Origin of the sequence: Thermacetogenium phaeum DSM 12270, from assembly GCF_000305935.1 — a bacterium.
GTDB lineage: Bacteria > Bacillota > DSM-12270 > Thermacetogeniales > Thermacetogeniaceae > Thermacetogenium > Thermacetogenium phaeum.
Genome location: NC_018870.1, coordinates 814,604 through 827,508 on the forward strand (window position 1 = coordinate 814,604; position 12,905 = coordinate 827,508).

Here is a 12,905-nt window from a genome sequence, read left to right on the forward strand (position 1 = left end):
TATGCAGCATTATTCGCCACTACGCTATCCGGGAGGCAAGCGAAAACTGGCTGGATTTGTTAGAGATGCGGTTATTCTGAATGATATACAAGGTGGAACGTATGTTGAACCATTTGCAGGGGGCGCAAGCGTAGCGCTTTATTTGTTATTTAATGAATATGTAAATCAAATAGTGATTAACGATATCGATAGATCAATTTATTCATTTTGGCATTGCGTAATAAACCGTACAGATGAACTATGTGATAGAATTGAACAAACTGGAATTACGATGGAAGAATGGGAAAGGCAGAAAGCTATCCAATTAAATAAAGAACATGCTGAGCTTTTAGATTTAGCGTTCTCGACTTTCTTTTTAAATAGAACTAATCGATCTGGCATTATTAAAGGTGGAGTTATTGGAGGTAAAGACCAATCGGGTGATTGGAAAATGGATGTAAGATTTAACAAGGTAGACCTAATTCAAAGAATTAGAAAGATCGCCTTATATCGGGATAGAATTTCTCTGCATTGTGCAGATTCAATTGCATTTGTTAATGATATTCTTCCCAATATTGACGAACACACTTTGATTTATTTCGATCCCCCCTATTACAATCAGGGTTCTGCACTCTATGTGAATCATTATACACATGAGGATCACGAAAAATTAGCTCGATACATTCAACAATTGAATTGCAAATGGATGCTGACATATGATTATACACCCCAAATTGTAGAGATGTATCGTAACGTTGAAAAAAGATTACTGACATTAAGCTATACTGCATCCCAGAAAGTGAAAGGCAGCGAAATGTTGGCCTTCAGCAATAACTTTATTATTCCAGAAGGAAAATATTCAGCAGTTACTATAGAATAAGCACGGAAAGCAAGGGATACATAAAGATGATAAAATCTTTGTATGTAGAACGGTTTAGAGCAATGAAAAAATTGACTATTCCCTTGGGGAAAAAGGTTACGGTTATTGCCGGACAAAATGCCACATGCAAATCAACATTATTGGGAATGATAGGGCAACCCTTTGGATTAAAAAGCGAAAGAACCATTTTTAACAAACCTTTTTCAACCAAGTTCTCCGATATCTTTAAATTTTCAAAGACTTATGACTTGCCAGGGGAACATGAATATCAGATTGAGTTTTATGATTCATCTCTGTTTGGCAAAAATGTTGAATATATAAAATCATATAAGCGTGCTTCAAGTGATACGTCACATATCCGTTTGGTTGTAGGAAAAACCAGAGGAAAAGGTGATGGAAATTTAGATTATCCGGTAATATATCTTGGACTCAAGCGGACATACCCAATTGGTGAATTGAGAGAAATTACTGAGTCAATACCTACTCTTACTCAAACTGAAATAGAGATGTTTAATAAGTGGTACAAAGAGATCTTTTTTCCGCAGGAGAAAGTATCTCCTATCCAGATTACCTCTAAGCTGCAAAAGGATACTCTAGCAGTAAACTCAGAAAAATATGATTACTTTGCTAATTCTGCTGGACAAGACAATATTGGCCAAATTTTAGGCGCAATCATATCCTTTGACCGTCTGAAAACAAAACTTGGTGAAGGATACAAAGGTGGAATTCTTTTGATTGATGAGCTTGATGCAACCTTGTTTCCTGCAGCACAAACAAATCTGGTGGATCTGTTTTATAAGCTTGCGGGAAAGTACAATTTACAATTTGTATTTACAACACATTCTTTGTATACTTTAGAGCATATTATAGAGAAAAGACAGCATAATAATAATGATACAGAGGTGCTGTATTTTACCAATGTTTACGGAAAGCTAGATTTAATAGTAGCGCCTCAAATGCAACGCATTAGGAGCGATTTGAACATGGCTACTATTTCACCTTCACCAATTCCAAAAATCAACCTATATTGTGAAGATGTAGAAGCTTCTTGGTTTATAAAAAGACTGCTTGGGCCTCAAAAGACTAAATATCTTAATTTTTGTGATGCGACATTTGGCGGCAATTTTTTGAGTTCTCTTGCAGAGAAAAATATACCCGAATTTAATAATAGTATAATCATTTTAGATGGTGATAAGAAGCCTCCTAAAGCATCTCACAATGTTTTATGTTTGCCTGGCAATGCTAACCCGGAAAATGTTTTTCGTCAGTTGCTGGAAGAACTTCCGCCTGATCATGATTTTTGGAAAAATGATTTAGGATATACAAAGCAAGTCTTCGAAAAAGAACTATCAAAGCAGACAAGTGGGCGCTACGATGACAGGAATAAAATGAAGGCTTGGTTTAATAATCAGAAAAAGTTTTGGGGACGTGGGGGAAACAATATCTTTAAGTGCTGGTTGGAACATCATCCTGAACAGGCAGAAGATTTTCGTGTTCAATTTGTCCGAGTATATAATGAAATAGCAAAACGAAGATCCATACCAACCATTTGATGTTTTTATCAATAATACAGTGGCATCTTTTTTTACCTAACTTGCCAAAAATTGAGTGAAAAGCCTTGAAAATCAAGGGTTTGCGGGTTCTGTAAATAAGAGGAAGGGCGGGGTTCGTCTCCGTAAGACCTCCGTAATTTCTGGGGTTCTCCGCAAGGACAGTAACAAGAGAGTAACAAAGTGAGTAACAAAATCCCCGGGCAAAACAGGTGAAAGTGCCCGGGGTTTTTTTGTGGCCCTGGAAAGTGGAGCAGGGCGTACACGGGCAGTGAGCCAGTGAGCCAGGGCTGCATGGAGTCAGTGGGGAGGGTGGGCACATGCGACAAACGGTGTCCACAGTCCCTGCGTCTTTGACGATGGGACTGTACTCTACTCCGGTAGGCTGGCCAAGGCCGTAAGGCGGTACTGGCAGGAGGTACGGGCGAACCTCCAACAGAACTCCCAGAGGTGGAAGCAGATTGCGCACCAGGAGATGAGACAGGTGGAGCACTTACTGCACATAGCCACGTTTCACTTCATTGCTGAGTGCGTACGGCGGGGTGTGAAAGAAATAGCTGCCATGAAAATACGTTTCGGTTTATCCTTGCGCTTGCTCCCGGATCTTTTGGTTTAACTCGCCCTAAGACTCGTCGATAGATAAGCAGCCGACCGGCTCCTATGCGCCTTCCCTGGCGCTGAGTCGCCTATCTCGACATCCTATCTCGATTCGGCTGCTCGCTATGCTCCTTCGTCAAGGGCGAGTAACAACCTCCGTCAGGTCGCTGCGCCGATAAGGATAAACCCTTTTTTCGTTCCTCTGTTGGTGCCGCCGATGGCGGCATGGTGGTCTATAGGAAAACTTAACGGCAGGATCTTTAAGCGGCTCCAGGAAGAGCTTAGGTATGCAGGAGCGGAATCCACAATTCGCCGGTTGGTTGGGCAGTTGCGCCCTTCCCTCCGGGATGTTTACATACCCCTATTCTTCGAGCCAGGAGAAGCGGCTCAGGTAGACTGGGGAGAAGCCATCATCTACCTGAACGGAGAGAAAATCAAAGCAAATCTTATCTGTATGCGGCTCTGCCACAGCGCCATGCCATTTGTAATGGCGTTTCCGAGCCAGCGCCGGGAAGCGTTCATCGAAGGGCATATCAGAGCATTTGAATTTTTCGGCGGGGTACCCAAACGGCTGATTTACGACAACCAAGGAAACCTTAAGATCGCTTTCCGGGCTCCGAAAACGGACGGGGTGATCGTCCTGTACAAGGAGAGGGATACCGCGGGTGCGGCGACTTCATACTGGCTCATGAACTACGCCGGGAGCAACGTCATAGTGATGTCGCCCGCAGAAGTCCCCGATGTGTTGAGTGCGGAGAACGGGTTTGTACTGGTGAAGAAAATTAATACTGTTGCTAAGCCTAATATTTGGTAATATATATAGTGAGAACAGTTTTAAGGAAGGATGTTTGGCGTGAACGAGCTGGATAACTTAATAGCCAAACTAAAAAATAGCAAAGCTCTACTCCATGAGCAGTACGGTGTCGAAATCCTCGGCATATTCGGCTCCTATGTTCGTGGGGAACAAAAAAGAAACAGTGATGTTGACATTCTGGTTGACTTCAAGGAGCCGATTGGGCTTCTAAAGTTTGTGGCCCTGAAGAACCAATTGAGTGAAATTATCGGCAGAGATGTTGATCTGGTCACGAAGACTGCACTCAAGCCGGGTATCGGCAAGAGAATACTGGAAGAGGTTATCTACGTATGAAGCGTTCATTCGAAGATTATCTCAACGACATAATGGAAGCGATAACTGCTATAGAAGCATTCACCATGGGAATGACGAAAGAAAACTTCATCAGCGATCTCAAAACGGTTTACGCTACGAGAAAGGCTCTTGAAATCATAGGTGAAGCAGCTAAAAAGATCCCGGCTTCTTTCAAGAATAAGCATAAGGAGGTTCCCTGGAAGGAGATCGCTGGAATGCGTGATGTGCTGGTGCATGAATACTTTGGAGTAGACCTTGACGTGGTGTGGAAAACAGTTCAGCAAGATATTCCGGTACTCAAAAGTCTTTTTTTGAGACTGTTGAACAATTTTAAAGCAGAATAAAGATATTGAGTCTTAAGTGCCAAGATAAGTGCCAAGAGCACCAGAGGGCAATTTTACAGGCGGGAAAGTTTAAGTGAGCCACCTATTGCGGAGGCTTCGAAACTTTCCGGCGCTTTATCTGCGCCGGAGGTGCCAGAATGCAAGGAGTGCCGGTAAAATCCTGTGTTGGTTCTTTGCGGTATCAGTGCTGGCCGAGGATGCTCCCCTCTCCCTCATCGGCCAGTTCGGCTTCAAGTCCGGGCGGGACGTGGACAAGTTCGAAGGGATCCCTTACAAGTTGACCGGGAACGGTCTCCCCTACCTGATTGATCATATGCTGGCCTATCTCGAGGCCCGGGTAGTCCAGGAGGTGGATGCCGGCACCCATACCATCTTTATCGGGGAGCTGACAGAGGCGGAGGTGCTGCGGGATGGCAATCCCATGACCTACGCCTATTACCATCAGTTGAAGCGGGGGAGCGCTTCGCCTACCGCTTCGTCTGATATACAGGAAAGAAAGGAGACAGTTAATATGGCCAAATACGAATGTACGGTGTCCACCCGGGAAAGGGAACCCTGGTGTGTTGCGGCAAGCCGATGGAGTTACAAGTGGAGAATACGGTGGATGCCAGCAAGGAGAAACACGTGCCAGTGCTCGAAAAGGTAGATGGCGGTTTTAAGGTAACGGTGGGCGGCACTCCTCATCCCATGGAGGATAAGCACTACATTGAATGGATCGGACTCCAGGCGTACGATCGTCTCCTGCGCAGGTATCTGAAACCGGGGATGCCACCGGAGGCGGTTTTCATGCGCGATGCGGACAGGGTTACCGCCAGGGCCTACTGCAATCTGCACGGTCACTGGAAGTCGGAATAAAGCGGAAAGCTGGAGGGGTACGGGCAGAGGCAGATCAACGAGAGGAGTTTGACAGATTAAAAAGTCCGGAACGCCGGATGAGTCCTGAATTACAGGTCGTTCATTTGTCGTTTTTTGCCACCCGGTTATTCGCCGGGTCTTTTATTATGCAGAGCAGTTGAGTTGATGCTGCCGGTTTATTTGGCTATTATAATTTAAGGAACTTGAGAAGCCTGTCCGGATAAGGTATGCTTAAAGTCAGCTGAAATTAAGGAAAGTCTTTCAGCAATCCAATTAAAACCATGACATATATGTCAAGCGTCAGTGAAAATGTCAGGTAAAACTCGTCAGTGATTTTGTCAGGGTAGAAGTGGTATAATTAGGCCTGCGAGGTTTCCATGGCATACGCCATGGGTGGTCTTGAGCGGGCCTACGGGTAAGAGTAGTGCCTGCCTTTTCATTAGCAACAGTGGAGGCCTTAGATTCAGCTTTAGATTTTGTTTTAGGAGAAGAGGTAACATTCAAGAGCTCTAGTGGGTATATATTACCCTTCCATCCCACATACAAGCGGCCATCAAGGAGCTTATGCACTTCGACCACAGAACGCAGAGGGATAACAGGCGCGCCTTTAGGATTTAACACCTTATAAGCCTTACACTCGAAGCGGATGGTATAGCCGGGGTTCAACATGCGGTGTTCCTTCCAGCAGAAGACATGATCCAGGCGCAAGTGGGAGGGGATGGGGCGGAAAGCGGAAACCGGATCAGCGGGTTGCACGGCGAACTTTTTGTTATAGCGCACGATAAAATTTTTAAGGACGGCATTAGCCTCATCGAGGGTAGCAGCACCTGCCAGGCGCAACTCGAGAACGAGCCTTTCCTGGAGGGTCTGGAAGGAACGTTCGATGCGGCCTTTAGCCTGAGGGGAACGGGCGGGGATATGTTGAATCCCTAACTCATTCAAGATGCGGCCGATTTGAGTTAAAGGGCGCTGTTGGCCGAGGAGCTGCTGTTCGACAGTAGTGTCCTCTTCACCTTTAGGTGAAAAGAAGAGAGTATGGCGGTCGGAGTAAATGGCCACAGGGATACCATGATTAGTCACCAAGTCAAAGAGGAGGTAGCAGTAGCCCTCAAAATCTTCGGAAGGCCAAAAGAGGGCGGCAAGAATTTGGCCGGTGGCGTCATCGACAGCTAAAAGCAGTACGAGCTTAGGGCCGCGGCCTTCCAGCCAATCGTGGTGGCTGCCGTCGATTTGGACTAAAAGGCCTATTTGAGGTTTACGTTGACGGCTACGATGAAGTTTAGGAGGCCGGTGCTTTTTAGGGCTTGAGATACCGGCGGCTTTAAGGATACGAGCGACAGAAGAAGGGCTTAGAGAGATACCTTCATACTCGTGGAGCAACTCGCTAAGGAAAGTAAAATTACACCCCCAATATTTAGATTGAGCGAGTTGGACCACCTGTTGGCGGATATCTTCTGGAATAGTGTGAGCTGGTTTACGGCCGCGGTTTCCGTGGGCCAAGGAAGCGGGCCCGTGCTCTCGTAACCTGGCTTTGAGCCTGTAGACGTGGCGTTCACTCAGGCCAAGAACCAAGGCCGCGTGCTTGGTAGTAATTAACCCTCCCAGAGATTGTTCTAAAACTTGAATCCGATTTAGTTCCATCTGTGACAAAGTAATCCTCTCCCTGTCCATACTGACATTTTCACTGATGGATTTTACCCTGACAATATCACAGACGGATCACATAAAACCATGACATATATTGACAAAAACTTTGATTGGTGCCATACTTACCTGAGGGTGGCTTCAGGCGTAAGGGAAGGAGGTGTACTTGTGGAAGGTAAACAGGTAATGGTTGGGGGTTTTCAATAAGAAAATGCGCCTGGCAATCCCGGACAGCTAACCTTGTAGAATGTAAGAATTGGTTCTTTCTTTGGACCTGCTGAGGCAGGATGCGTTTTTGACGATATTAACAACAGTTGACGGATAGGAGTTGTTTGAGCAATGGATAATCTACAGAGCTTAGTTATCTATGCTCCGGCAATGGGAGCAATTTCTTTGCTTTTTGCTCTTTACCTGGCGAGCAAAGTAAGCAAAGCAGATCCCGGAAACGAGATGATGGTGAAGATTTCCGGTTACATTGCTGATGGGGCGATGGCTTTTCTGAGGAAGCAGTACAGTGCAGTTGCTATTTTCGTGCTGATTGTCTTTTTGGTGCTTTTATTTCTGCTTCCTTCTAAGGCCTGGCAAACCGCCATCTGTTATCTGGTAGGGGCGGTGTGCTCGGCAACGGCAGGGTTTTTAGGTATGAAGGTGGCTACTAAAGCCAACGTCAGAACGACGCAGGCAGCCCGCACTTCCCAGAATGCCGCGTTGGGAATTGCTTTTTCCGGCGGGGCCGTGATGGGCATGTCGGTTACGGGCTTGGGCCTTCTGGGGCTGGGGCTCCTTTACCTCATCTTTGAGGATCCTACCATTGTCAATGGCTTTGCCATGGGGGGTTCCTCTGTTGCTCTCTTCGGCCGTGTAGGCGGCGGTATCTATACCAAAGCCGCCGATGTTGGGGCCGACCTGGTCGGCAAAGTAGAAGCCGGCCTCCCAGAAGATGATCCCAGGAATCCAGCCACCATTGCCGATAACGTAGGAGACAATGTCGGGGATGTGGCCGGCATGGGTTCCGACCTCTTTGAGTCTTATGTTGGTTCCATTATCAGTGCCATGACCCTGGGTGTGCTGGGATTGGGATTCAACGGCGTCCTGCTGCCGATGATCATTGCTGCGGCCGGTATTATTGCATCTATCATCGGAACCTTCTTCGTTAAAACCGATGAAAAATCGAATCCTCTCAAGGCCTTGAACATGGGAACAACTGTTGCCTCTGTCGTTCTCTTGATTGCAGCCTACATTGCCGTGCGCTTGATTACACCCGATCAACCAGGCTTATTCTGGGCGATCCTGGGTGGCATGGTAGTCGGAATGCTGATCGGCTTTGTGACCCAATACTATACCGCTTCAGAATACAACCCGACACGGGGCATCGCCAAGGCAGCAACGACCGGTCCGGCAACGGTGATCATTGCAGGATTGGGTGTAGGCATGCTCTCTACGGTTATTCCGATTCTTTTAATTTGTGCTGCAATTATTCTGGCTTTCGTTACAGGTGGCCTATATGGAGTCGCTTTGGCGGCTGTCGGTATGCTGGCGACAACCGGTATGGTGGTTGCGGTCGATGCCTATGGGCCGATTGCCGATAATGCCGGCGGAATTGCCGAGATGACTCCTGATTTGCCCGACTCCGTCCGCGCAACCACCGATAAGCTGGATGCAGTAGGCAATACCACCGCTGCCATCGGCAAAGGTTTTGCCATCGGATCTGCAGCCCTGACCGCCCTGGCTCTGATGGCTGCGTATGGACAGGTAGCCGGGATCCAATCCATCAACCTCCTGGATCCGATGGTTATTGTCGGGCTGTTAATCGGGGGGATGCTGCCCTTCTTCTTCTGCGCTATGACCATGGGTGCTGTCGGTAAAGCTGCCGGCAAGATGGTGGACGAAGTCAGAAGGCAGTTCCGGGAGATCAAGGGTTTGCTGGAAGGCACTGCCCCCGCCGACTATGTAAAGTGTGTTGAAATTAGCACTAGTGCGGCCATTAGAGAGATGATTGCTCCCGGTTTGCTGGCAGTCATCGCGCCGATTCTGGTCGGGTTCATCCTGCGTGCCGAAGCGCTGGGCGGTATGCTGGCCGGTTCCATCGTCTCCGGCGTCTGTTTGGCAATTATGCTGGCCAACTCCGGTGGCGCCTGGGACAACGCCAAAAAATATATTGAAGAAGGGAACTATGGCGGTAAGAATTCCCCCGCACATGCGGCAGCCGTTGAGGGTGACACCGTCGGTGACCCGTGTAAAGACACAGCTGGGCCTTCTTTGAACATCCTGTTAAAGCTGATGTCCATCGTATCCCTGGTGTTTGTTGCGCCGTTCTTCTAAAAATGGCATTGATAATCCGACGAGAGGCCGTTCCTCCGATCGGGGGGACGGCCTCTCTCTTACCAAATCAGCTTTAAAATCGCTTTCATCATCACCCAGCGCCGGAGGAGCTTTAATGACTGTTCCGATATAGGCAGAGCGCCGATTAAGATCCGGTTGGAAGCTACCGAAAGCGGGGCAGCGACAATTATCTGACCCTGCAGAGCACCCGTTGGCCTCTCCTGATCGGCAATGCTTTGGCTACGATGGTATTGTAAAATCGGAAAAGGCCAGCTAACGACCCGGTGGCTTCTCCCGATCGACAGTGCTTTGGCTATGGCAGAAGGAATTGCGGGATGGATGGCTCCTTAAGGGGAATCGTAGCCGGTTGATTTTACGGTAAAGTGACATGGGTGCGCCGGATAACCTGCAGGAATTTGTTATGGTAATAGGGAACTTTAATGAGATCAAGCAGCGACAATTAGGACCTTGAGGTTTTTCGGATGTATTTCTTGATTCTTTTGTTTTCCTATCTGCTGGGCAGTATTCCGACGGCGTATCTTGCCGGGAAGCTGTGGCGCGGTATCGACATCAGGAGGTACGGGAGCGGGAATGTCGGCACCATGAACGCCAGAGCCGTCTTGGGATGGGGAGCAGCAGTTCCGGTTTTCCTCTTGGATCTCGGCAAGGGAATGCTGGTCGTCTATCTTGCCCGCCTAGCTGGCCTTGAAGGAAACATTGCTCTTTTGGCTGCGGTGGTCGGGCACATTTACCCGGTCTGGCTGCGGTGGCAGGGAGGGAAGGGGCTGGCAACTGCCTTCGGCGGCTTGCTGCTGGAGCAGCAGTTCTTTGGTATTCTCGCTTTTTGCGGCGTATGGCTGTGTATCTACCTTTTCAGCAGGGACTCCGACCGCGCCGGGTTGGGCGGAGCCCTGGCCTTTACCGGATTGGCCGCCTGGAGGGGTGTTGCCCCCGGGAAGTTGTGGCTGGTGATGATCGGCCTGGTCGTTGCCTGGAAACACTTTGTCGAGTTAACGAGAAAAGGGCGATGAGGGGCGGGTCGGTCGCCTGTTTGCGTTAGACGCAGGTCCGGCTTCTGTATAAAACGGCGAGGGATGGGCACCTGTGGTCCGGGGCCGGATGGCAGGACAGGGGGAGCAAACCGTCTTTTTGCCCGGCCCGGAATCGGGGTCCGCGGTCTGCTGCAGCTTTTCGGCAGCCGATCTCCGGCATCTTTTTTAGAGGAGTATAAAGATCTTTTTACAGCAGACAGGAGTTCGGGGAATCGTGTACAATTTTAACTGACAGTCGATTGCAGAGAGGGGAATCGGTCATGGAAGTTACGCAGCCCGACATAAACAGAGTTGATAGTGTGATCCGGGAATACGAGGATGAACCCGGCAGCCTGATCAGCATCCTTCAGAAGGTCCAGGATCTGTTCGGTTATCTTCCCCTGCCGGTGCTCAGGTATGTAGCGCAGAGAACCGGCATCAAGCTGGCTAAGGTTTACGGGGTGGCCTCTTTTTACAAACAGTTCCGGCTCACTCCTCGTGGCAAGTATGAGCTCCTTCTCTGCCAGGGCACGGCCTGCCATGTCAACGGTTCGGAGCGGCTGGCAGAGGCGCTCCGCGAAGAGCTGCAGATCGAGGATGGGGAAACCACCGGCGACGGCCTGTTTACTCTGAGCAGCGCCGCCTGTCTGGGCTGCTGCAGCCTGGCGCCGGTGATGATGATCAACGGCCGGGCTTACGGACAGCTTACTCCGCAGAAGGCACGGCGAATCGTAAGGGAACTGGCAGAACGGGAGAAAAATAGCCTTGAGGGCGGTGAATGCCGGTGAAAATCAGAGTCGGCCTGGGCAGCTGCGGTATCGCTGCGGGAGGTATGAAGGTTTGGGAGGCCGTCAAAGCCGAAGCTGAACGGCGCTCCCTGGAGATCGAGATGCAGCAGACGGGCTGCGTCGGCATGTGCCACCACGAGCCGCTGCTGGATCTGATCGACGATGGCGGGGAGGTTTACACCTATGGGCATGTTACCCCTGGGCGGGTCAAGAGGATTTTTGACGACCACGTCACCGGGGGGCAACCGGTTGCCGAATACCTGGTGGGCACCTCTTCCCAGCCCAATGATTTTCTTTCCGGACAGGTGCGGATCGCCTTGCGCAACTGTGGCGTCATCGATCCTGAAGAGATCCGGGATTACTGTGCCCGGGGTGGTTACGCTGCCCTGCGGCAGGCGGTTACGGCGATGCGCCCTGAAGAAGTGATCTCGGAGGTGAAGGCATCAGGCCTCCGCGGTCGGGGGGGTGCCGGGTTCCCCAGCTGGGTCAAGTGGCAGGCCGCCAGGCAGGCGGAGGGAGACGTCAAGTACATCATCTGCAACGCGGATGAGGGGGACCCCGGGGCGTTTATGGACCGCAGCATCCTGGAAGGGGACCCTCATTCCGTGCTGGAAGGGATGGCTCTCGCCGGTTATGCCGTTGGGGCGGGAGAGGGCGTTATCTACGTGCGGGCGGAGTATCCCCTTGCCGTCCGGCGCCTGGAGGTCGCCATCAAGCAAGCCCGGAAGGAGGGCGTCCTGGGGCAGAACATCTTCGGTTCTGGCTTTTCCTTTGATATCAGGATCAAGCATGGTGCCGGGGCCTTTGTTTGCGGTGAGGAAACCGCCCTCATCGCCTCGCTGGAGGGGGAGCGGGGAATGCCCCGTTTGAAGCCCCCTTATCCTGCCGAACAGGGCTACTGGGGAAAACCCACTGTCATCAACAATGTGGAAACCTACGCCAATGTTCCCTGGATTATTTCTCAGGGGGGAAAAGCCTTCGCCGCCGTCGGTACTGATAAGAGCAAGGGGACGAAGGTTTTTGCCCTCGCCGGGAAGGTGAAGAGGGGTGGTCTGGTAGAGATTCCCATGGGCGTGTCCTTGAGAAAGGTGATCTTCGAGATCGGCGGCGGAATCAAAAGCGACCGCAAGTTCAAGGCGGTGCAGCTGGGAGGCCCCTCCGGAGGCTGTATCTCCGAACAGCTGTTGGATACGCCTGTGGATTATGAATCGATCGTGGCCACGGGAGCCATCATGGGCTCCGGCGGTATGGTGGTGATGGACGACACCACCTGCATGGTAGATATCGCCCGCTTTTTCCTGGACTTCACCCGGAAGGAATCCTGTGGCAAGTGTGTGCAGTGCCGTATCGGCACCAAGCGGATGCTGGAGATCCTGGAGCGGATCGTCAATGGAGAGGGGAGAGAGGGGGATATCGAGCTCCTCGAAGAGATAGCCAACCAGGTCAAGCAGGGCTCCCTCTGCGGCCTGGGCCAGAGCGCTCCCAACCCCGTCCTGACCACCATCCGCTATTTCCGGGAGGAGTATGAGGTCCACATCAGGGATCACAGGTGCCCGGCCCGTCAGTGCCGCGCCCTGATCAGCTACCGGATCGACCCGGAGCGCTGTGGAGGCTGTGGTTCCTGTGCCAGCAAGTGCCCTGTGGGGTGTATTTCCGGGAAGAAAAAGGAGCCCCATGTCATCGACCAGTCGCAGTGCATCAAATGCGGTACCTGTTTGGAAACATGCCCTTCCAGGTATAAGGCAATTATCGTGGAGTAGGGGGAAGA

General features: G+C 50.3%; 12 protein-coding genes. 11 read left to right on the forward strand and 1 reads right to left on the reverse strand.

Translation table 11 applies throughout. The features are described from left to right. Position 1: 1 nt before the first annotated feature. The 7 genes from TPH_RS03985 (at position 2) to TPH_RS04015 (ending at position 5,352) form a co-directional block, all read left to right on the forward strand. Positions 2 to 859, forward strand: a complete 858-nt coding sequence (locus TPH_RS03985; protein WP_015049907.1) for a DNA adenine methylase — start codon at positions 2 to 4, stop codon at positions 857 to 859. 26 nt (positions 860 to 885) lie between these two features. Beyond that, positions 886 to 2,412 carry an AAA family ATPase gene (locus tag TPH_RS03990; RefSeq protein ID WP_015049908.1) on the forward strand — a complete coding sequence of 509 codons (1,527 nt, stop codon included), beginning with the start codon at positions 886 to 888 and terminating at the stop codon, positions 2,410 to 2,412. 811 nt (positions 2,413 to 3,223) lie between these two features. Beyond that, complete coding sequence (locus tag TPH_RS03995; RefSeq protein ID WP_015049910.1) at positions 3,224 to 3,820, forward strand: DDE-type integrase/transposase/recombinase; 597 nt, start codon at positions 3,224 to 3,226, stop codon at positions 3,818 to 3,820. A 30-nt stretch (positions 3,821 to 3,850) separates the two neighbouring features. Next, positions 3,851 to 4,153, forward strand: coding sequence for a nucleotidyltransferase family protein (locus TPH_RS04000; protein ID WP_028991084.1), 303 nt, complete (start codon positions 3,851 to 3,853; stop codon positions 4,151 to 4,153). Continuing rightward, positions 4,150 to 4,497, forward strand: a complete 348-nt coding sequence (locus TPH_RS04005) for a HepT-like ribonuclease domain-containing protein (protein ID WP_015049912.1) — start codon at positions 4,150 to 4,152, stop codon at positions 4,495 to 4,497. Before TPH_RS04000 ends, TPH_RS04005 begins: the two co-directional genes overlap by 4 nt. 73 nt (positions 4,498 to 4,570) lie before the next feature. After that, complete coding sequence (locus tag TPH_RS16695) at positions 4,571 to 5,143, forward strand: flavin reductase family protein (protein WP_015049913.1); 573 nt, start codon at positions 4,571 to 4,573, stop codon at positions 5,141 to 5,143. Next, entirely contained in the window at positions 5,053 to 5,352 is a 300-nt protein-coding gene (locus TPH_RS04015) for a desulfoferrodoxin family protein (protein WP_236608852.1), read from the forward strand. The genes TPH_RS16695 and TPH_RS04015 overlap by 91 nt, the downstream gene beginning before the upstream one ends. Before the next feature lie 312 nt (positions 5,353 to 5,664). On the opposite strand, the gene TPH_RS04020 is transcribed toward TPH_RS04015, so the two are convergent. Then, complete coding sequence (locus TPH_RS04020) at positions 5,665 to 6,993, reverse strand: ISNCY family transposase (protein ID WP_236608853.1); 1,329 nt, start codon at positions 6,991 to 6,993, stop codon at positions 5,665 to 5,667. A 342-nt stretch (positions 6,994 to 7,335) separates the two neighbouring features. Between TPH_RS04020 and TPH_RS04025 the strand changes: the two genes are divergently transcribed. The 4 genes from TPH_RS04025 (at position 7,336) to TPH_RS04040 (ending at position 12,897) form a co-directional block, all read left to right on the forward strand. Further along, on the forward strand, positions 7,336 to 9,318 hold the full coding sequence (locus TPH_RS04025; protein WP_015049916.1) for a sodium-translocating pyrophosphatase: 1,983 nt from the start codon (positions 7,336 to 7,338) through the stop codon (positions 9,316 to 9,318). A gap of 482 nt (positions 9,319 to 9,800) precedes the next feature. Then, positions 9,801 to 10,349 (forward strand): glycerol-3-phosphate acyltransferase, encoded by a 549-nt coding sequence (locus TPH_RS04030; protein WP_015049917.1) that lies wholly within the window; start codon positions 9,801 to 9,803, stop codon positions 10,347 to 10,349. A 281-nt stretch (positions 10,350 to 10,630) separates the two neighbouring features. Further along, complete coding sequence (gene nuoE, locus TPH_RS04035; RefSeq protein WP_015049918.1) at positions 10,631 to 11,137, forward strand: NADH-quinone oxidoreductase subunit NuoE; 507 nt, start codon at positions 10,631 to 10,633, stop codon at positions 11,135 to 11,137. A 44-nt stretch (positions 11,138 to 11,181) separates the two neighbouring features. Beyond that, a complete protein-coding gene (locus TPH_RS04040) occupies positions 11,182 to 12,897 on the forward strand; it encodes an NADH-ubiquinone oxidoreductase-F iron-sulfur binding region domain-containing protein (protein ID WP_236608854.1) in 1,716 nt (571 codons plus the stop codon). Positions 12,898 to 12,905: the final 8 nt, after the last annotated feature.